At 41.4% G+C, this 21,794-nt stretch carries 17 protein-coding genes; 8 read left to right on the top strand and 9 right to left on the bottom strand.

All coding sequences use genetic code 11. The annotated features are described in order from the left end of the window. The first annotated feature begins 18 nt into the window (after window positions 1–18). Window positions 19–1,206 carry a Gfo/Idh/MocA family oxidoreductase gene (locus tag HOP08_10290; protein NOT75308.1) on the top strand — a complete coding sequence of 396 codons (1,188 nt, stop codon included), beginning with the start codon at window positions 19–21 and terminating at the stop codon, window positions 1,204–1,206. A 25-nt stretch (window positions 1,207–1,231) separates the two neighbouring features. Then, entirely contained in the window at window positions 1,232–1,606 is a 375-nt protein-coding gene (locus HOP08_10285; GenBank protein ID NOT75307.1) for a WYL domain-containing protein, read from the top strand. On the opposite strand, the gene HOP08_10280 is transcribed toward HOP08_10285, so the two are convergent. Further along, complete coding sequence (locus HOP08_10280; GenBank protein ID NOT75306.1) at window positions 1,587–2,747, bottom strand: glycosyltransferase family 4 protein; 1,161 nt, start codon at window positions 2,745–2,747, stop codon at window positions 1,587–1,589. The genes HOP08_10285 and HOP08_10280 overlap by 20 nt on opposite strands. Window positions 2,748–2,841: 94 nt before the next feature. On the opposite strand from HOP08_10280, the gene HOP08_10275 reads away from it, so the two are divergent. Beyond that, window positions 2,842–3,570 (top strand): ATP-binding cassette domain-containing protein, encoded by a 729-nt coding sequence (locus HOP08_10275; GenBank protein ID NOT75305.1) that lies wholly within the window; start codon window positions 2,842–2,844, stop codon window positions 3,568–3,570. After that, window positions 3,567–5,045: an ABC transporter permease subunit gene (locus tag HOP08_10270; protein NOT75304.1), complete on the top strand. Its 1,479-nt coding sequence runs from the start codon at window positions 3,567–3,569 to the stop codon at window positions 5,043–5,045. The genes HOP08_10275 and HOP08_10270 overlap by 4 nt, the downstream gene beginning before the upstream one ends. On the opposite strand, the gene HOP08_10265 is transcribed toward HOP08_10270, so the two are convergent. From HOP08_10265 to HOP08_10245, 5 genes are all read right to left on the bottom strand, one after another. Continuing rightward, on the bottom strand, window positions 5,046–5,315 hold the full coding sequence (locus HOP08_10265; protein NOT75303.1) for a UBP-type zinc finger domain-containing protein: 270 nt from the start codon (window positions 5,313–5,315) through the stop codon (window positions 5,046–5,048). 21 nt (window positions 5,316–5,336) lie between these two features. Next, complete coding sequence (locus HOP08_10260; GenBank protein NOT75302.1) at window positions 5,337–6,998, bottom strand: FAD-dependent oxidoreductase; 1,662 nt, start codon at window positions 6,996–6,998, stop codon at window positions 5,337–5,339. A 15-nt stretch (window positions 6,999–7,013) separates the two neighbouring features. Continuing rightward, window positions 7,014–8,417: a GHKL domain-containing protein gene (locus HOP08_10255; protein NOT75301.1), complete on the bottom strand. Its 1,404-nt coding sequence runs from the start codon at window positions 8,415–8,417 to the stop codon at window positions 7,014–7,016. 515 nt (window positions 8,418–8,932) lie between these two features. Next, a complete protein-coding gene (locus HOP08_10250) occupies window positions 8,933–9,604 on the bottom strand; it encodes a hypothetical protein (GenBank protein NOT75300.1) in 672 nt (223 codons plus the stop codon). A gap of 358 nt (window positions 9,605–9,962) precedes the next feature. After that, window positions 9,963–10,616 carry a sigma-70 family RNA polymerase sigma factor gene (locus tag HOP08_10245; GenBank protein NOT75299.1) on the bottom strand — a complete coding sequence of 218 codons (654 nt, stop codon included), beginning with the start codon at window positions 10,614–10,616 and terminating at the stop codon, window positions 9,963–9,965. 178 nt (window positions 10,617–10,794) lie between these two features. On the opposite strand from HOP08_10245, the gene HOP08_10240 reads away from it, so the two are divergent. After that, window positions 10,795–11,181, top strand: a complete 387-nt coding sequence (locus tag HOP08_10240) for a hypothetical protein (GenBank protein NOT75298.1) — start codon at window positions 10,795–10,797, stop codon at window positions 11,179–11,181. Window positions 11,182–11,347: 166 nt separating this feature from the next. Continuing rightward, window positions 11,348–14,185, top strand: a complete 2,838-nt coding sequence (gene uvrA / locus HOP08_10235) for an excinuclease ABC subunit UvrA (GenBank protein NOT75297.1) — start codon at window positions 11,348–11,350, stop codon at window positions 14,183–14,185. Window positions 14,186–14,218: 33 nt separating this feature from the next. On the opposite strand, the gene HOP08_10230 is transcribed toward uvrA, so the two are convergent. Next, window positions 14,219–15,883, bottom strand: a complete 1,665-nt coding sequence (locus HOP08_10230; GenBank protein ID NOT75296.1) for an AMP-binding protein — start codon at window positions 15,881–15,883, stop codon at window positions 14,219–14,221. 134 nt (window positions 15,884–16,017) lie between these two features. Between HOP08_10230 and HOP08_10225 the strand changes: the two genes are divergently transcribed. Together HOP08_10225 and ypdA are read left to right on the top strand one after the other, a co-directional pair. Next, a complete protein-coding gene (locus tag HOP08_10225; protein NOT75295.1) occupies window positions 16,018–17,757 on the top strand; it encodes a hypothetical protein in 1,740 nt (579 codons plus the stop codon). A 325-nt stretch (window positions 17,758–18,082) separates the two neighbouring features. Then, window positions 18,083–19,042: a YpdA family putative bacillithiol disulfide reductase gene (gene ypdA, locus HOP08_10220; protein NOT75294.1), complete on the top strand. Its 960-nt coding sequence runs from the start codon at window positions 18,083–18,085 to the stop codon at window positions 19,040–19,042. Window positions 19,043–19,049: 7 nt separating this feature from the next. Here ypdA and HOP08_10215 read toward each other — a convergent pair whose 3' ends face one another. Together HOP08_10215 and HOP08_10210 are read right to left on the bottom strand one after the other, a co-directional pair. Then, window positions 19,050–19,961: an NGG1p interacting factor NIF3 gene (locus HOP08_10215; GenBank protein NOT75293.1), complete on the bottom strand. Its 912-nt coding sequence runs from the start codon at window positions 19,959–19,961 to the stop codon at window positions 19,050–19,052. Between the two features lie 24 nt (window positions 19,962–19,985). Further along, a complete protein-coding gene (locus HOP08_10210; protein NOT75292.1) occupies window positions 19,986–21,767 on the bottom strand; it encodes a DUF885 domain-containing protein in 1,782 nt (593 codons plus the stop codon). Window positions 21,768–21,794: the final 27 nt, after the last annotated feature.

Raw genomic sequence — 21,794 nt, 5'->3', positions numbered from 1 at the left:
TGCTAACGATCAACATCTATGAATATCGCAATGCTTGGTTCCGGCTTTATCGGCCGGTTTTATGCTGACTCTCTTCAGGGATATCGCAGCAAAGACAAGATTGTTAGTATCTATTCACGCCGCGAAGAAAGTGCAAAAAAGTTCGCTTCTGATTATAAGGTAGGTCATTTTACCACTCAACTTGAAGATGCAATCAACCGGTCTGAGGTCGAAGTGGTGTGCATCGCTCTCCCGAACAACCTTCATGAAGAAGCCGTGGCATTATGTTGCAAGCATAAAAAAGCAGTGATGTGCACCAAACCTCTTGGTCGAAATGCTGAAGAAGCAAAACGGATGCTTGAGGCGGTTGAGAAAGCCGGAATATTCAATGGATATCTTGAAGACCTGGTGTACACACCAAAATTTATAAAGGCAAACGAAAGCGTTAAGAACGGAGCTCTTGGAAGAATTCTCTGGGCAAAGTCGAGAGAAACACATCCGGGACCTCACAGTGAATGGTTTTGGGATATTGAACAGGCAGGTGGCGGAGCAATCCTTGATCTGGGTTGTCATTGTGTAGAGATCACCAGATCCTATATCGGCAAAGATATAAAGCCTGTTGAAGTGATGTGCTGGGCCGATACACAGGTCAAGCCGATCGATGCAGAAGATCACGCCATTGGTTTAGTCAAATATGAAAACGGTGCGATCGGACAGTTTGAGGTCAGCTGGACTTTTCGCGGCGGTCTTGATCTTCGTGATGAAGTGATGGGAACAGAAGGGACGATCTGGATCAATAATTTTCTTCGCACAGGTTTTGAAATGTTTACCTCCGGAAAAGGAGGAGACTACATTTCAGAAAAATCTGAAAGCAATAGCGGATGGCTTTTCCCGGTAGGAGATGAATTAAATGAGCTGGGTTATAATCACATGTTCATGGATATGTTCAATAACCTTGAAAGAAAATCTGATCCAAAAGAAACATTCTACGATGGATATGTTGTGAATTCTATTTTAGATGCAGCATATAAATCCGCCAAGACAAAACAATGGGAACCTGTAAAACTGGACGTCTGGAGAGGAAAAGTGGGCGTTTCAAAAGACAGTCACCTGGTTGAATATGATGCCGATCATTATTTAATTAAAGAGGAAGTAACGCACTTTGGTGTGAAGAAGGTGATTTTAAAAAACAAGAAGACAGGGAAGATTGTTGAGAGAGGTGAATAGAATAAGTGGATAAGATAGTTGTACCATGACTGATCACGAGAAAAATCTTATCGCCGTAATTTGTCCTGCTATCCAATCCAAGCAGTTAATTCGTTTTTGGTATTTGAACAGCACCAATGGAATTCGGGATTGGAGGACTGTAGAACCTCACATCATTGGGTGCTTCCCCAGAAAACACATTCAGCTTTCAGCATGGTATCTGCCAACGAAAGAACAGGGAATGGTGGGCCACACCGAGAACTGGAGAACATATCTGTTGAAGAACATTTCAGATATCCAGATACTGGATCAAAAGTTTGAATTAGTGCGTCCTGACTTCGATAGTACTGGTGGTGGAATGAAAGAAATTTTCTGCGTGATCAATAAAGACAGGCAGGCTTTCATGAAAATAAATCCGTAAAGATTACGCTAAGTCTTTTTCTTGAATACTTTCTTTCGCCGAGTTCTCTTGATGCCGATTGATACTGCTCCTGTAATTTAGGATCAGAAACGAATGGGGAGATTTTCTTTGTAAAGTCGGTAGGATGAGCAGGATCGACAAAAACTCCGCACCGATTTTCTTCAATTTCTTTTCTTATCCACCCTCCAAAATTGATGATGATCAATTTACCTGCTGCTAATCCATCAAAAAATTTATTAGGCGATCCTGTTTCGAGGATTGGAACATTCTTATAGCAAACAAAAATTGCATCCGTCACATTCATTATTTCCTTCACCCGATCTCTGTTTGCAAATCCTATGAAGGAAAGATTATTCAAATTTAATCTCTGTGCGTTGAGCTTTAGATCTTCCAGCATGGCACCATCACCACATATTATAAAATGAATTTTGGAATTTGATTTTCTTGAGGCATTTGCACACTCCAGAAGATAATCCAGACCATTGGCTACGCCCAGTGCGCCGATGTATGAAACAACAAACTTTCCGGCAACGCCAAATTGATTTTCCAGATCAGGGTTTTTCTTTTCTGGTATAAAAAATTCACAATCAGCCATATTTGGAATAATGTGAACGTTCACATCTGTCACTTTCTTTTCAATAGAAGACTGGATAGCAGGTGAAAGCGCAATCACTGCTTTTGCATTTCTGTAAATTGATTTTTCAAGGGAATACAAGGAGCTCTTCAGAAAAGAGTTTCTAATAAATCCCAATTGAATAGGGGCATCCGGCCAAAGATCACCCACTTCAAAAAAATAAGGTATACCAAATCTTAGCTTGATCCAACGCGCTATCAATCCAACTGTCAGCGGAACAGAAATCGCATAGCAATAATCAAAATCCTTAAACTTCGTAGCAAGTCTTGAAGCGGCAGTAGTAAACTGAATAAATGACCGGCTTCTTGCATAGAATGTAAACCGATTATCGTAAGGTATGGGCAGATAATGTACTTCAATGCCCTCCATCATTTCTACCTTGTATCCTTCTCCACTAAATGATGTTATCACAACCACTCTATGGCCCTTTTTAATCAGTGCTTTTGCCAGAAAATATGAACGAATGGCACCACCACCCTGAGGCGTTTTAAAATGTTGGTGGAGCATTAAAATTTTCACGATGCAAAGAAAACAAAACCCTTGTTATAACTCCTAAATTCATCGTTACCAACTGTGATCATTTATTTTTACCTTTTGCTGAATGGATCCAATCAAACTCCACAACCTTTCTCATCAAATTGGCAATCGGACCATTCTCAGTAATTTGTCTATCGATTTTCCTGAAAATAAAGTCATCGCCATTATTGGAAAAAGCGGGAGTGGAAAATCAACGCTCATCAAAATGATCAATGGGCTGTTAAAGCCAACAAAAGGAGATGTCTCTGTATTTGAACAAAAGATAAATTACCAGGATCTCCAATCTTTGAGAAGAAAGATTGGCTATGTCGTTCAGGGGGTAGGGCTCTTTCCTCATTTAACGATTGAGGAGAATATTCTATTGACGGGCAAGGCACATTCACCGCGGCAATTAACCGATAGCAAAAGACTTTATGAGTTAATGAATCTTGTCGGCCTGTCGGATCATCTCTATAAAAAATTTCCTCATGAGCTTTCCGGTGGAGAGCAACAACGGGCAGGAATTTGCCGGGCATTGTTTCTTGATCCTTTTATTTTACTCATGGATGAACCCTTTGGTTCTTTAGATCCTTCCACCCGATTTGATATACACGAGGAGTTTCTCCGTTTACAAAATACCGCTCCACGCACCGTGCTCATGGTTACTCATGATATGCGTGAAGCAAAAAAACTTGCTGATCGAATTCTTGTAATCCACGCCGGAACCATTCAACAATTTGGTCCTGCATCAGAAATCTTTGATCATCCCGCTACAAGTGTTGTCGAAGAACTTATCACAGAATCAGAGCTATGAAAAATATTCTGATTTTCATCTTTCTCTTTACAGGGTTCTCTACTTACTCGCAGAATATTACAGTAGGCGCTAAGCACTTCAATGAAGGATACATTTTAAGTGAGATCATTTCCCAATTGCTTGAGGATAATGGATTCAAAGTAAAAAGAGTTTACAATCTTGGTGGAACACTCGTCTGTTTTGAAGCATTAAAGAATGGAGCCATCGACGTTTATCCTGAATATACCGGCACTATCGCATCTGAAATTCTTTCGGCTGGAGCAAAGATTCCAAACGAAGAAATCAGCAAGCAGCTTCACTCCACTTTTAAAATGGAAATGTCCGGATCTTTTGGATTTAGCAATTCATATGGCCTGGTAGTGTTGCGTACGGTAGCCCTTGACAGGAAGCTTGCCCTTATCTCAGATCTTAAGGATCATCCTGAAATAACGATCGGCTTAAGCTATGAATTTTTAAAACGTCAGGATGGATGGGACAACCTTGCCAAAGTTTACCAGCTTCCACTCCGCCCCACAGGATTGGAGCATGGCTTGGCCTATGAAGCATTGCGTAATAAAAAAATTGATGTCACTGATGCATATACTACAGATGGAGAAATTTCAAGAGATAACCTCGTAGTACTTGAAGACGATCTCAGCTTCTTTCCATCGTATGAAGCTGTAGCACTTCATTCAGAAAATATTGACCGAAAGGCAAAAACAATTTTGAGCAAACTGGAAGGAAGCTTAAGCGAAGAAAGTATTCAACAATTGAATGCGGCTGTATTATTTGAAAAGAAAAGCTTTGCGGAAGTCGCGCATTCATTTCTTACAAGCCATAAGCTGGTATCAGCTGAAACTGAAACTTCCAATGTTTCAACCTGGAACGAAATCCTTTCAAAGACAGGAACACATCTTGCACTTACATTTCTGGCGTTGCTCCTGGCGATCATCGTTGCCATTCCACTCGGAATTTCTATCTATTGGAATCCGTCGATCTCAAAGCCAATCTTGTATTTTGTAAGTCTATTGCAAACCATTCCAAGCATCGCACTGCTTGCAATCACTATTCCTCTTTTGGGGATTGGCCTTCTTCCTGCATTGGTAGCTCTCTTTCTCTATGCTTTGCTTCCAATCTTGCGAAATACGATCACCGGATTGCAGACAGTCGATCCGCTATTAAAAAAGGTTTCTGAAGGAATGGGACTTACTCGCCGTCAGCAACTTCTTTGGATAGAATTCCCTCTTGCAAGTCCGGTGATCCTAAGCGGAATCCGGACTGCTTCTGTTATTAATGTTGGTACAGCTACACTAGCAGCATTTATTGGAGCAGGGGGATTAGGGGAATTTATTGTGACAGGATTAGCATTAAACAATACCCAGTTGATTCTTCAGGGAGCGATTCCCGCAGCAATGCTGGCCATTATGATGGAACTTCTATTCGAACTTATTGGGTGGTGGTTAATTCCAAAACATCTTCGCTCAAATGCTGGTTGATTAGTACTCCACTATTTGCTCATCAACATAGCACCAGGCCCATCGTTCTCCCGGCTCGGAAGAAATAGCAACAGGATGATTCGCCTTAGCCGCATGCCTGGATGCATGTTTATTTGGAGATGAGTCACAGCATAGAGTTGTTCCGCAAGTCTGACAAGTGCGAAGATGAAGCCATCGGTCTCCGGTCTTCACACATTCGTCACACTCATGTTTTTTTTCTGTAAGAATAATTTCGAGGTTTTGTAGATGATTGCAAACTCCTTCTTTCATATCAGAATATATTTTATCGCTTTAATTCTCAGCAAGATATTCATGAACAAATTTGATGGCCATGGCTCCTTCCCCTACTGCTGATGCAACACGATTCATAGCGCCTGCACGAACGTCTCCGGCAGCAAAAATTCCTGGACTACACGTTTCCAGAAGGAAAGGCTCCCGTTCAAGCTTCCATGACTTCTTAAACGAATCATATTTTAAAAGATCCCTTCCTGTTTCTATGAAGCCTTTGTCATCCTTAATGATGTCAAGCTTGATCCAGTCGGTAACAGGTTTTGCCCCAATAAAAATGAAGAGTGCTGATGCCTTTACTTGCTTACGTTCTTTGGTAGCAAGATTCTCAAGACAGATTTCTTCCAGTTTTTCATTTCCAAAAACCTGTCCCACAATTGTTTCACCCATCAGGTGAATGTTAGGTGTACCTTTGATCTGATCAATCAAATACTGAGACATGGTAGAGGAGAGATCTGGCTTTCGAACAACGATATAAACATTTGCAGCAAAGTTGGCAAGATACATGGCAGACTGTCCTGCTGAGTTTCCTCCACCAACAATGTACACATCACAGTTTTTACACGCATGTGCTTCTGTTGTTGATGCTCCATAGTAAATTCCAGCACCCGTATACTTTTCTACATCCGTCGCCTCAAGTGAGCGGTAATCAACTCCTGTAGTGATGATGACACTCTTAGCATTGATGACACTGCCATCGGCCAGCGTAATAATCTTATAATTGTCTTTGATCGATATATCTACTACCTCTTGTGGAGATAAAAGTTCAGCGCCAAATCGTGATGCCTGTGAGATAGCTCTTCGTGAAAGCTCAGCACCGCTCAATCCATTTGGAAAGCCCAGATAATTCTCAATCCTTGAACTGGTTCCTGCTTGTCCGCCCGGGGCACGTTTTTCAATGAGTGTTGTATTGAGTCCTTCTGAAGCTCCATACACTCCGGCCGCCAAGCCTGAAGGACCTGCCCCAATAATGGCAACATCATACATTGTCTTGGAAGCTTTGGATCGCATTCCCGTTTTACTGCCAACTTCCTGAAGGTTGGGATTCAGTAAGAAAGATCCGTCTTCAAAAAAGACGACAGGCAATGATGCGCGATCGATCTTGTTTAATTCCATCAACTCTCTTCCTGCATCATTGGATTCAATGTCTAACCATTGATACGGAATTAAATTCCCGGAAAGAAAATCTTTCACCTGATGGGAGCGTGGTGACCATTGATATCCAACGATACGAATCCCCTGAAAAAGAGGCGTGTATTGACTTTGCCATTCATCCAGCTGTTCATTAAGCGCCGGATATAATTTCTCTTCCGGTGGATCCCATGGCTTCATCAGATAATAATCCAGTTGTACATCATTGATGGCCCTGATGGCTGCTTCTGTGTCAGAATAAGCAGTGAGAAGAATTCGTTTGGCATCAGGGAAAATCTCCTTTGCCTGTTGTAAAAATTCTACTCCCAGCATTTCTGGCATGCGCTGATCTGAAAGAAAAAGAGCTACAGTTTCATTTTTATTTTTCAAATCCGTGAGGGTCTCAAGCGCCTCCTTTGCGGAATTGGTGCTCATGAGTCTGTACTCTTTCCCAAATTGATTTCTTACGTCACGCACGACCGCCCGAAGTACCTGCGGATCATCGTCAACTATTAATATGATTGGTTTGTTCATGTAGGTTCTTAATCTTTAACCAGCGATAGGAAAACAAATTTCAAAATCAGTTTTCCCTGCTTCTGATGTTACCGTGACTTTGCCATTGTGCTGATTAATGATCTGTTGAACGACCTCCAGTCCAAGTCCCGTTCCTTTGCCGACAGGCTTCGTTGTAAAGAAGGGATCAAATATTTTATCCTGAATGTCTTTTGGAATTCCAGGCCCATTATCAATAATATTCACAACTATAAATTCACGGTCTTTTTTCGTTTTGATTTCAAGGGTACTGTTCAGACGATCTTCCATTGCATCAATGGCATTATCGATAACGTTGGTCCACACCTGATTCATCTCACTGACCAGTATTTTTGCCTGAGGAAGATCGCTCTGAAAATTTTCAATCAGCTTGATGTTATTCTTTTTCAACTTGTGATTCAGCATTGTCAACGTGTTGAGAATTCCCAGATGAATATCTACAGGCTGTTTGACCGAAGCCTGATCCATATGAGTGTAGCCCTTCACCGAAGAAACAAGTGTATTAATTCTCCTGGCTGCTTCTTCGATATCACTTACAAGCTTCTCAGTATTCATCACCTGATTGATCCAGCCGATAACGGCTTCTTTGTCTTCAGGTCGCAACCAGGATTTTACTTGCTCAAGCTCCACTTTTCCCAAGCCATAGTCAGCAAAGGTTTCAATGATTCCATCTGTATCTTTAATTCCATTTTCATCCATCCACTCATAAATCTCGTCTTCCAAAGCAGTCTTTGCTTTAAGGGAAAGAGGTTTGTCTTTGCAGAGTTCGATTTTAGAATACAGAAATTCATTCAGCTTATCAACCAGTTCATCAGTAGATTTGATTTTAATAACTCTTTTAAATTTTTGAGGAACATTTGAGAGATGTCGTCTTAATTCCTGTGCGCTTCTGACAACTGCCGCGGACGGGTTATTCAATTCATGCGCTAGTCCAGCGGAAAGTTTTCCCAGCGCCATCATCTTGTCATTCTGTTGCTGCTGTTTTGTAAAGTCTCTGACGCGATCGGTCATGTTATGTACAAGCGCTTCTGTGATTTCGTAACAATTGGTAACCAACTCCTGAAAAAGATCCTGATGTAAAAAGAAAAGAATTGTTTCACCGACAGCAAACCCCTCACCTGCCGCAAGTCCCATTCGTGAATACGGTAACCTTCCAAGAATTTCTCCCGGTTCATATGTTCCTAAATCCCTCAGACTTCCTGCCTGAATGTATTTAAGATTAACACCACCCTTAAAAACTATGTTAAAACCGATAATCTTATCTCCTTTTGCAAATACTTTAACACTATCCTGAAATGTGTTGAGTATCCCCTTTTCTGAGAGCCATTGAAGTTGCGATTCGGGAACCGTTTTAAATTCAGGTACGGCTTTTAATTTTTCCAGAATGTGTGTGGCCTCCATGGTGATAATGTATTGGTATTTGAAAGATAGCGCTTTTCCGTTTCCTCAATGCGATTTCATTGTAAACAAAGACTCTTGCGAATAGGTTGCCCTCAATGATTATATTTAGCAATGTCAGGATTGAAGAACAAAAATTATCTTCGGCCAGACCTAACATTAGAATCCTGATGATGTCTTTTAGAATTGAATTTCATTTGGTTTACAAAGGTTAGTATGGCTTTCCACTTCAATAATGTTAGCGTATTGCACTCCACAAAAAAAATCTGAGTGGACGGAGGCATCATTCGAAAAGAAGGATTAAGTTCATTAGAAAGAAATCACAGTCAGCGCAAGAGAGGTCGAATGCAATCGCCAAGTCTATGGATCCAAAAAATTTATTCAATACCTTCCACTGAACATCTGTATTCCGAAAGGATATATTCTCACATTAATAAAATCAAAAAAACTGGTGCCACAATTCTCGAATGCAAAATGCCTTTATGTGATGGTATGGATCTGCCTGATAACTGGATTTACTAACCTGCCTTCACTGCAAATTGCACTTTATACTTTCTGATAGTTCTTCCTATCAGTATCCCACCAATTAATGCTGGTAACACCCAAAGGATCCAGCCATTGCTTTGAAGCTGTATGTTGACAACAATAAATGCAGTAACCGCAGAGATATAGCTTCCACCCATGCTGGCAATGTGCCCATACCACCAGTGCATTTTTTCCGGAGGTTTGCCAAAGAATTTTTTCAGATCCTGAAACAAGAACGTTGATCCGATTAATCCGAAAACAAGTCCAACGATTCCCATGCCATTGCCATTGATCAATACATATGTTCCCCATACTATCAGAAATAGTATAAAGGCTCCTGATATCGTTGTGATGATCCAGTCGATATAATTCAGCTTCTGCCCTGAGCTTAAATTTTTCAGGTATAGAATTCTATAACCTCTTACAGTCATATAGTAACTGAAGAAAGCTACCATCAATAAAAAAGTACGGTGATGTCCAAAAGCAAGAGCGAGCGCTCCCACAAAAACAGCCGTCATTGACCAGAAGTATATTTTCCCAAAGGTGCGATGAATAGAGCTTCCTTTTTTAGTGAGCATTGCACCCATACCTGTGATAAGAGCAAATGTGCCCCCTGCGATATGTATCCACAACATGATACGCAGGAATGTTTCTATCTGATTCATGCGTTGAAGATGCATGAAATGCCTGGAGGAACGAAGAAAAAGATACTGAGTTGAAGAATAAGACTTCCCAGTTGTGGCAAGTTGTGGATCGTCCGTCAAGGGCTAACGATCAAGTCATACGATTAGCCCGCGGCCAAAGGTCGGTCAATAAATAAAAACGGATGATCTGAATTTCAGATCACCGTTTGTTTATCAGGATAAGTAATGTTACTGTTTTACTTCCAATCCGTGCGCGTAGCGAAGTATATTCTCTACAACTTCGGTTGAAGGCTCAAGTTGTGCTTTTTCCAAGGTGGTTTTGGAGAGCAGCAACTCCCGGTATTGCCGTTGCAATTCCGGATCTGAAGAAAGCGTCCGGTTAATCTCCAGTGCTTCCTCCTCTGTGGTCTCTTGGTAAATAAACCTGATCAGGTCGTTTTGGGTAAACGTTTTGGTCATAGGCATATTGGGTTTTTGTCATTTTCTTCCTCAAGTTGATGAGTGCATAACGCATGCGGCCCAGTGCAGTGTTGATACTTACACCTGTCTTGTCAGCAATGTCCTGAAAGCTCATATCCATATAATGGCGCATGATCAGTACTTGCTTCTGCTCAGTGGGCAGCTCCTTAATAAAATCACGCAGGCGTGTTTGGGTGTCCTGAGTGATTTGTTTTTCTTCAGCAGAGTCTTCTGCAAACTCCATGGAATTAAACACACCGCTTCCATCTTCCAGGACGATCTCAGGATACCGGCGGTTCCTTCTGAATGCGTCGATGGCAAGATTGTGAGCGATGCGGCTTAGCCACGGCAGAAATTTGCCTTCCTCATTATAGCGTCCACCCTTGATGGTGTTAACGGCTTTGATAAAGGTTTCCTGAAGCAGATCTTCTGCTTTGTAACGATCTTTTACTATAAAGTAAATAGCCGTATAAATGCGCGATTTGTGACGATGGAGGAGCACTGCGAAAGCCTCTTCGTTACCTTGCTGATAAAGCGATACCAATTGGCTGTCGCTGGATCGATTGTCTATCATTCTGTCTCACGGTTAGGTAACGTAGAGCTCTATATCGATAGTGTACGGGTTGGTTGTTATTATTTTAGACCTAAAAGGTAGAAATATTCTTGAAAGACCCAAAAAATTAAGAGAAAATTCTTGCCTACTATGGATTTTCTTATCCTATTTGCCCATATTATTTGTATAGTCAACATTTATGCCTGTTAGTAAGAAGAAAGTAATCAAAAGCCTCGATAATTTATCGGAGGAACTGAAAGAACTCATGCTGGAACAATACCCCGATGGGTATGAGAACAGCATTCAGAGAATCAATAATGCAAAGAAGGAGCCAATCTTTGTATTTCCGCTGGAAACAGAGGAGGCGACCTATCTCGTAAAGGTTCCTGCTACAAAAAATAGTGATGGAGGCTACGATGTAGAATCTAAACCTAAAGAAGAAGAATTTGCTCCCGCCGAAAAGGGTGACGATGACGAATTCGGGGGAGGTGGGGATGACTTCGCCGGCGGTGACGACTTTGATGCGGATGCCGAAGGTGAAGGGGGTAGCAAGGAGCCTGGCTATGACCCTGATTTCGATAATTAGAATCCTGGAATAAAATTCCTGAAAATTGAACACCATCCCTCCCGATGGTGTTTTTTATTAAGTGGAATATATACCAATGGATTGAGTTAATGGAGGGCAACACTTTCTCAAATCTTAATATCTCAAATCAATTCGGACTGATAATCCTTACCTTTGCACCCGATTAATGAGCACACCCACAAAAGATTCATATTTAGACGATCTCGATCCCAAGAAGTTCATCATCATCAAGCGCGCAAGGGTCAACAACCTGAACAACCTCAGTGTAGCCATACCTCGTAATAAGCTTGTTGTGGTCACCGGACTTTCTGGTTCTGGAAAATCCTCTCTGGCGTTTGATACTCTTTTCGCGGAAGGACAACGTATGTATGTTGAGAGTCTTAGCTCTTATGCGCGACAATTTCTGGGGCGCATGGAAAAACCAGATGTGGACTACATCAAAGGTGTTTCTCCCGCGATTGCAATTGAACAAAAAGTAAATACCCGTAATCCCAGATCTACCGTCGGAACTACAACCGAGGTCTATGATTATCTGAAGCTTCTTTTTGCCCGTATCGGGAAAACATATTCTCCCATTAGTGGCCGTGAAGTAAAACGTGATACTGTTTCTGATGTGATCGATGTGATCAACAAACAAAAGGAAGGCACGCGTATCATGATTGCCTGTCCTTTGAAAATTCAAAAAGGGCGCAAGCTCGAGGATGAATTGAATTTGTTGTTAAGCAAGGGCTTCGCTCGTGTCTTAATAAATGGTGAAATGCAATTCATTGAAGACTTGCTCGCTCCAGCTCCGGCAATAAAAGGTGAGCCCAAAAAGAAAAAGGCTAAAACAGAGGGTGATCTTGAGGTTCTCATCGATCGCGCTGCTGTGAATGCTGGCGACGAGGATCTTACCTTCCGGCTTTCTGATTCCGTTCAAACTGCATTCTTTGAAGGTCATGGTGATTGTCATGTCTACATCGACGGAAAAGATATGCTTAAGTTTTCCGACAGGTTCGAACTGGATGGAATGACTTTCACAGAACCATCTGTTAATTTCTTTAGCTTTAATAATCCTTTTGGTGCCTGTCAAACTTGCGAAGGCTTTGGAAAAGTCTTAGGCATTGATGAAGATCTCGTAATACCTGATAAGAGTTTATCATTGTATGAAGGTGCCATTGCTCCATGGAGAACGGAAACGATGGGTGAATTTCAAAAGCCCTGGCTAAAAGCAGGAATCAAATTCGACTTCCCAATTCATCGTCCTTACAATGAACTATCTCAGGAAGAGCGTGATCTTCTTTGGAATGGAAATAAAGATCTTGAAGGCGTTCATGCTTTCTTTAAATACCTCGAATCCAAAACTTATAAAATTCAATATCGTGTTTTACTTTCACGATATCGCGGAAGGACAACATGTCCTGACTGCAGAGGAACAAGACTTCGTAAAGATGCTCAGTATGTAAAAATCGCTGACACATCCATTACTGATCTGGTCTTGTTGCCAATTGAAGACGCTCTCGCATTCTTTCAGACTTTAAAAATCGAAACGTACGATCAAAAAGTAGCCGATCGTATCCTTACAGAGATCAAGTATCGACTTGGTTACATGGAGAAGGTTGGATTGGGGTACCTCACGTTAAATCGTCTTACAAATTCATTATCAGGAGGAGAATTTCAGCGCATCAAACTTGCGACTTCTCTCGGAAGTGCATTGGTTGGCTCCATGTATATCCTTGATGAACCCAGCATCGGTCTTCATCCAAAAGACACTGCCCGAATGGTAGAAGTGCTGAAATCACTGCGGGATCTTGGTAATTCGGTCATCGTTGTGGAGCATGAAGAAGAGATCATGCGTGCCGCAGATCAGATCATTGACATCGGTCCGGATGCCGGTACTCATGGTGGGCATCTTGTTTTCCAGGGAACCATCAACGAGATCACATCAAAGACAGCAACACACACTGCAGATTACCTGAGTGGAAAGGAAAAGATTGCCGTTCCTAAAATCAGAAGAAAGTGGAAGGACTCAGTAACTGTCAGTGGTGCACGCGAGAATAATCTCAAAAATCTTAAGGTAAAATTTCCATTAGGTGCTTTGACAGTGATCACTGGTATCAGTGGTTCTGGTAAGTCAACACTCGTTAAGAAAATTCTTTATCCTGCTTTGGGTCGGATGAATGGTTCCGTTGCTGAAAGCCCGGGTAAATATGATAAGCTCGAAGGGGATGTATTGAAGATCACGCAGGTGGAGTATGTGGATCAGAATCCAATTGGAAAATCTTCCCGCTCTAACCCCATCAGTTATGTGAAAGCTTATGATACAATCCGTCAATTGTATTCAGATCAGGCTTTGGCAAAACAACGTGGTTACAAGCCGTCTCATTTTTCATTCAATGTTGACGGCGGTCGCTGTGAGAATTGTGAAGGCGAAGGTGAGATCAAAGTCGAGATGCAGTTCATGGCAGACATTTTCCTTAAATGTGAAGTCTGTAATGGTAAACGTTTCAAGCAGGAAATTCTTGAAGTTGAATACAACGGCAAGAACATTTCGGATATTCTGGACATGACCGTTGAAGAAGCTCAGGGATTTTTTGCTGATAAAAAACCAATTTTTGAAAAGATCCAGCCCCTTTTTCATGTTGGATTAGGATATGTCAAGCTTGGACAATCCTCAAACTCATTGAGTGGTGGTGAAGCGCAGCGCGTGAAGCTTGCATCGTTCTTAGGAAAAAATTCTCCTGACGGTCATATCCTTTTCATCTTTGATGAGCCGACAACAGGCTTACATTTTCATGATATCTCAAAACTCCTGACGGCAATCAACGCATTGGTAGATCAGGGGCATTCGGTTATTATCATCGAACACAATATGGAGATCATCAAGTGCGCAGACTGGATCATTGATATGGGGCCTGAAGCAGGTGATAAAAAAGGCGGGTATGTTGTATTTGAAGGAACACCCGAAGATATGGCAAAGAAGGGAAAAGGTTATACAGCCGAATATCTCAAGCTAAAGCTCTGATGAATTTCCTTTCCGGAAAGGAGAATTAAGAAATTAAGCTGGTACCTCTTCTCTCAACGCCCTCCTCAATATCTTTCCAACATTTGTCTTAGGAAGTTCTTTAATGAACTGAATGAATTTCGGTCGTTTGTAGCCAGTGAAATTCTCCTTACAGAATTGCTTCAGTTCTTCTTCCGTTAAAGACTCATCACGTTTCACCACAAAAATCTTGACAGCCTCCACGCAAGATGGATCTGCAACACCCACAGCTGCTACTTCCAGAACTTTTGGATGAGTTGCTACTACTCCTTCAATTTCATTAGGATAAACATTGAAACCGGAAACCAGGATCATGTCCTTCTTACGATCAACAATGCGTATGTATCCGTCTTCATCCATCACCGCCACATCGCCGGTCTTAAACCATCCACCAGTATGAAAAACAGTTGAATTATCTTTTTGCCAATAACCTTTGAATACCTGAGGGCCTCTGGCGCACAATTCACCGGGTTCTCCCATAGGCACCACTTTTCCATCATCATCCATCATCTGGATCTCAGTACTCGGAATAGGAATACCAATGCTTCCCATTCTTTCCCTTCCTGCAATCTGATAAGTAAGAACAGGTGATGTTTCACTTAAACCATATCCTTCACTGATCGTAATACCTGTCCTGTCAAACCACTTCTTGAAAACAATTTCTTGTAGCGCCATTCCTCCTGCACTACAGCCTTTTATTTCAGTTAAGTTGATGTCTGAAAAATTCGGTTGATTGAGTAATGCGTTGTATAGCGTGTTCACACCAATCATGGTATGAAAAGGTTTCTTAAGAATCTTAATAAATCCCTGAAAGTCGCGCGGATTTGTTATGAGACGATTGTTAAGTCCTGTGTTAAGGAAAACAAAAATTCCGGTAAGTGCATAGATATGATATAGCGGCAATGGAATTACAGCGGTATCTCCAGGAACCAGCGGGCCTTTGCCTGTATTCTTCAAAAGCGGTTCCACCTGCCAGACATTCGACATTACATTGCTATGTGTTAGCTCAGCTCCTTTTGATAAGCCTGTTGTTCCACCAGTATACTGTAAAAATGCTGTGTCTGTCTTCTTTACTTCAACGGGTTTAAAAGCTGATGCTTTTCCCTTTTCCAGAGCGTAAGAAAATGAAATCGCACCTGGCAAATTATAAGCGGGTACCATCTTCTTAACCTTCTTTACCATAAAATTCACAAGCAATTTTTTAAAGCCGCCCATCAGGTCACCAATCTCTGTGATGATTACAGTCTTTATTGATGTTTGCTTAATAACTTTTTCAAGATTGTGAGCAAAGTTCGCAACGATAACAATAGCAATGGCGCCGCTATCCTTGAACTGATGTTCCATTTCGCGAGGCGTATAGAGCGGGTTGGTGTTCACTACAATTAGTCCTGCCTTCAATGCGCCAAACATGGCGACAGGGAACTGAAGCAGGTTAGGCATTTGAATTGCAATACGATCTCCCGGTTTGAATTTGCAATCGTTCTGAAGAAATGAAGCGAACTGTGTTGCGAGCACATTTAGTTCCGTAAAACTTATCTGCTTATCAAGATTCTCAACTGCTGGTAAAGAACCATACTTTTTACAGGCACCCTCTAGCATTTCTGCGAGTGAATTAAAGGGCGGCTCCGTTATTTCAGGAGTCATGTAAGAAGGGTATTGACTAAGCCAGGGACGGTTCATATCGGTTCAATCGTTTGTATCTGACGAATGTAGCGATTTTAACGTTTTCTTAAATCAATTTTTTGCCTTTCGTTTAACTCTGATTGTGTTAAAGATTAATTAGAAATACCTTATGAAACCTTATTCCAAAACCCATGAAACGATCCTTACCCTTACTTCTTCTGGTCATTCTCTTTGCCTCGCAATGCAAACAGGCGACTGATGTTAAAAAAATCGGCCCGAATTTCTCCATTTCATTTACCAAGGAAATGAGTGATCAGGCGCAGGACGGCAGATTAATGCTGCTTCTGGCCACCAATGATAAATCTGAACCCCGCAATCAGATTTCATTTGGACTCAAAACCCAGCTTGCTTTTGGTATAGACGTTGATGGCATGAAACCCGGAGATGAGATCATCATCGATGCGACGGCTTTTGGTTTTCCAGTAAAAAGCACGGCCAACATTCCTGCTGGCGAGTATTACGTTCAGGCACTCATTAATCGTTACGAAACATACAATCTTAAAGCTGGCAAGACGGTAAAACTTCCTCCCGATCAGGGTGAGGGACAACATTGGAATAGTAAGCCAGGAAATTTTTATAGTCGACCATTCAAAGTAAAAATTGATTCTGCTAACAGCGAGACCATTAAAGTTGTCATGGATCAGAAAATTCCTCCGGTCGAAGAGCCCAAAGACACCAAATATGTAAAGCATATAAAAATTCAGAGCAAGATGCTTAGTGAGTTCTGGGGAAGACCAACATTCATTGGTGCACACGTACTTATTCCGGAAGGATTTGATGAACATCCAAATGCGAAATTTCCACTCATGATCTATCATGGACATTTTCCTTCTGACTTTGGAGGATTCAGCACAGAGCCTCCTGATCCTAAAATGGATACTTCTGATTACTCGGAGCGGTTCAGCATCTACGGTTATAAGAAATTCGAAAAACAGGAAGCATATAATTTCTACAAGCAATGGACCGGAAAGAATTTTCCGAGGTTTCTGGTTGTGGAGATTCAACATCCTACTCCTTACTATGATGATTCATATGCTGTGAACTCTGCAAGTCAGGGACCTTATGGAGATGCCATTATGTATGAGCTCCTGCCTGAGATTGAAAAGAAATTTCGCGGCATAGGTCAGGGCTGGGCCCGCTTCACGTATGGAGGATCAACAGGAGGCTGGGAAGCGTTAGCCGTTCAAATGTTTTATCCTGATGAATTCAACGGATGCTTTGCCGCATGTCCTGATCCGATTGACTTCAGTGCGTATTGTCTCGTCGATATTTATAAAGACAAGAATGCATACTGGTATGACAGTGAGTTCAAGAAGCTGGCGAGACCCTCTCATCGTAACTATCTGGGACAAATCCAGGCTACTATGGAAGAGAATAATCACTATGAATTAGTGTTGGGTACACATGGACGCTCTGGCGAACAATGGGATATCTGGGAAGCGGTGTATTCACCCATGGGAGATGATGGTTATCCAAAAAGGTTGTTCAATAAAGAAACTGGAGAGATTGATAAAAGTGTAGCGGACTACTGGAAAGAAAATTATGATCTGCGGTACATTCTTGAACGTGACTGGAAAACTTTAGGTCCAAAGCTTGAAGGAAAGATTCACATCTATTGCGGCGACATGGATAATTATTATCTCAATGATGCTGTCTATAAAATGGAAGCCTTTTTGAAGAAAACAAGCAATCCATTCTATAAAGGTGAAGTTGATTATGGCGATCGTGCAGAACATTGCTGGAATGGTGATCATGACAATCCAAATTATGTTTCACGTCTGAGGTATAATACCATGTATCTTCCAAGAATATTGAAAAGAATTTCCGAGAGCGCACCGAAAGGCGCGGATACAAAGAGTTGGAGATATTAAAAATTATAAAATGCTCTTAACTACGCCAATGGTGTGGTTAAGAGCATTCTTATTGAATCAGGTTTTGGAATTCACCGGCCATCACACCTGACTGGAGTCCAATGACGACAGCTATTGCAATGCCTACAATGATCAATATTTTCTTTTTGGTGTCCATGACTTATTGATGGATCAAAAGTAAATCAGACATTCCTCCGACTAAATTAAACATTACCGAACTGTTGAATTTGAGCTCCGAGATGTGAAAAAGTGTTGTGGAATATTTGAGCATTTTGAGGAAATCTGCGTAACTCCCCATTAGAACCTGTATTGATTCCTTAAAAGAATGAAAGATTTTGACCTCATTATTATCGGTGCCGGACCCATTGGACTTGCTTGTGCCATTGAAGCAAAAAAAGCAGGATTAAACTGCCGGATTATTGAAAAGGGCTGTCTTGTCAATTCCCTATATCATTATCCGTCAAACATGACGTTTTTCTCCACTTCTGATAAGTTGGAGATCGGTGAAGTTCCTTTCATTTCGCATAGTCCGAAACCCAATCGTTCAGAAGCTCTGGAGTATTACAGACGTGTATGTCAGACCTGGAAGCTGGATGTCAATCTTTATGAAGAAGTCATTTCAGTCAAAAAGATTAATTCAAAGTTTGAAATCCAAACCTCAAAAGGTGAATATACTTCAAAGGCCGTCGTGCTTGCTCTTGGGTTTTATGATTTGCCCTATATGCTGAATGTTCCTGGGGAAGATCTTCCTAAGGTGAAACATTATTACGATGAACCTCATCCTTACTTTCGGCAGAAGATCGTCGTGGTAGGTGCTGCTAACTCTGCTGTTGACGTAGCGTTGGAAACCTGGAGAAAGGGCGCCGAAGTGACGATGGTAATAAGGGAATCTGCAATTCGTGAAAATGTGAAATATTGGGTCAAGCCTGATATGGAAAACCGCATCAAGGAGGGGACTATCAAATCCTATTTCAACTCGACAATAAAAAAAATCACACCTACAACCGTTGAGATTGAAACACCAACTGGCATCGTAACTCTTGAAAATGATTTTGTTTTGGCAATGACCGGATATCAGCCTCCTTTTAAATTCATGGAGGATTGCGGTATTAAATTTCAGAACGATGTTGATCACACTCCCGTCTATAATGAAAAGACAATGGAGTCAAGCGTTCCGGGTCTATACCTCGCTGGAGTTGTGTGCGGTGGACTAAGGACAGGGAAATGGTTTATAGAAAATTCCAGAGTTCATGCCGAATGCATTGTGAAGAACATAAACGGATGAATCCAAATTACATAAATGAAAAAGGATTCATCGCTGGAACGTGCGTCACTTTAATTCCGGGAATTCTTGGCTCGAGCCATGTAACCAGTCTCCGCATGCCAGGTTCTTCGCTTACTGCATGACTTAAAACAATCAATGATATTTTTTCGCCTTTGGATCTGGCATCACGGATGTATTCTCCTAACTCCCACTCACTGAGTTCACCTACAATGCAAACATCAGGTTTGATCTTTTCAAGCCACGTTACTTGTCGCTTCACTCCTGCCGCACCAGGAAAGAGCGCGACCCGTTTACATATCTGTGAAGGGTCACCAATTGTTCTTACCATCTTTATTCCAAGCTTAGCCTTTACGTGGCTAACTATTTTCTTCATAGAGGTTGGAGACAATGTCACCGTATGAAGCTCATTTTTATCAGCAAACTTTTCCCAACCCAGTGTTGTCAGAACACCTGTTTGTACTCCGTCTTGAACATATGAATGCCAGTAGTCATGAAAACGCCACACAGCAATGTTATACTTCTTTAACAGATCACGTTTATACTGATATACCGGATTGCTTTCCAGCCATTCTGTTTCGTCTCTATGGGTATAGAAAGTTGGTTCGTGTGTAATAATAAAATTTGCGCCCAGTTTCGCTGTCTTTTCAATGATCTCAATTGTTGCAAAACTGGTGGATACAATCCCGGTAACTATTTGATCAGGCGAACCCGACTTTAATGTATCAACGGTATCCTTGAAAGGAGCACCCGGAATCTCTTTGATTATAAGATCCATGATCTGTTGTACCGTGAAAGAATTCTCATTCTCCCAAACACTTCTGGCCATTCCAACTGCGGGTGATAGAATTACAGCAGAGGCACCAAGAGCTTTTGTTACTGTCGTGATGAATTCTCTTCTTCCATTTTCTTCCATGATCATAATACACGTTTATGTTATCAATTGTTAAGATTTCTTTACGGTTTCAATCCAGCGATTGATCTTATCTTCCAGTATTTTCAATGGAATACTTCCAGAATCCAAAACCTGATTGTGAAATTGAGCAATGTCAAATTTATCCCCCAGCTCTTTCTCTGCTTTTGTTCGCAACTCGCGGATCTTCAATTGACCAATTTTATAAGACAATGCCTGCCCCGGGATCGCCATATACCTTTCTATCTCTGCAACAATGCTTTGTTCTGTTTCGGCCTCATGATCCAGAGAATACTGAATTGCCTGTTCACGCGTCCATCCCTGAGTATGAATACCTGCATCCACAACCAATCTGATGGCCCGATGCATTTCACCACTCAACATTCCAAAATACTGATATGGATCATCATAAAGCCCGAGTTCTTTACCCAACGATTCAGTGTAAAGCGCCCATCCCTCTACATAAGATCCATAATTCGGAATTTTTCTGAACTCAGGAAGCGTGGTATTCTCCTGCTGTAATGATATCTGATAGTGGTGACCAGGAATGGCCTCATGCAGAAAGAGGTCCTCATCGGATAGCATATTATATTCCAAAACATTCGGAATTGGTACATAAAATACTCCAGGCCTCGTTCCGTCATGAGATCCGGAACTGTACTCTGCACTTGCCGTTGCTTCACGGAACGCCTCTGTTCTTCTGACTTCAAAAGGAGTCTTTGGTTTCTTATCAAACAGCTTGATAAGATTCGGTTTCATTTTCTCATGGATAGCGTTGAAGTTCGCAATGACTTCTTCCGGCTTTTTGAAGGGCATCAATTCCTTCTTTTTTCTAAGATGATTGAAGAAAGATTTAAGATCACCTTTAAATCCAACCTGATCTTTTATCGCTTCCATCTCTTTACTGATCCTATTCACTTCACTTTGTCCTAATGAAAATATCTCATCAGCAGATTTTGTTGTAGTTGTGTGCATCTTGATCAGATAGTCATAATACTTTCTGCCTTCCGGAATAGCATCAATGCCGGATGTTGTTCTTCCTCCCGCCAAATATTCTGTTTCCAGAAACTCTCTCAGTTTTTTATGAGCCGGAATGATCTTACTCTGAATAATATCTTCATACGCCTTTGCAAGTCTATCTCTATCACTTGATGAGAAGTCCAATGGAATATTTTTTATGGGTGAATAAAACAAATGATCTTTTGCAGGGCCGTGATCAAATGCGGAAATCTGAGGGATAACTTTTTCAATAAGCTTCGTAGGAAGAATGTACCCATGATTCATTCCATTCTTCATATTAACAATGGCACTGTCACACCACACCGTGTAAGAATCCAGACGCGACAACCAATTGTCATAGTCTTTCACAGTTTTAAACGGCTGCACACTCGTACCACCCGCATCCTGACCGATGAACAAAGCCATTGAGCCCATTTGATTGAGTGGTAAAAAGTAGTCTTTGAATTTACTACCCTCAATTGCTATGTCGCAATCCCACAACAAAACATCATAACTCATCTGATCATTTTCAGAAAGCCTGCTTCTCTCAATTTTCACAAGAGTATCCCGATAGTGAATAAAGAAATCCGTTACCTTCTTCCTGTATTCAAAGGTCATATCGTTAGGAAGTAAATCATTGTAACGATCATCTCCAGTCATAGTAGCTTCCAACGGAAACAACTTTAGTCTCTCTTCATAATACTGATGCAGCAAACTATCTAGTGTAACGGGAGTGTTCTCTGTAGTTTCTTTTTTGGTTGTACATCGCGTCATGATCAAAGGGATAACAACAGCAATAAGAATGATTCTTTTCATATTGAAGGATTTTGATTGATGGTAAGG

It is taken from the genome of Cyclobacteriaceae bacterium (assembly GCA_013141055.1).
Taxonomy (GTDB): Bacteria; Bacteroidota; Bacteroidia; order Cytophagales; family Cyclobacteriaceae; genus ELB16-189.
This window is presented reverse-complemented; position numbering and strand designations above follow the sequence as displayed.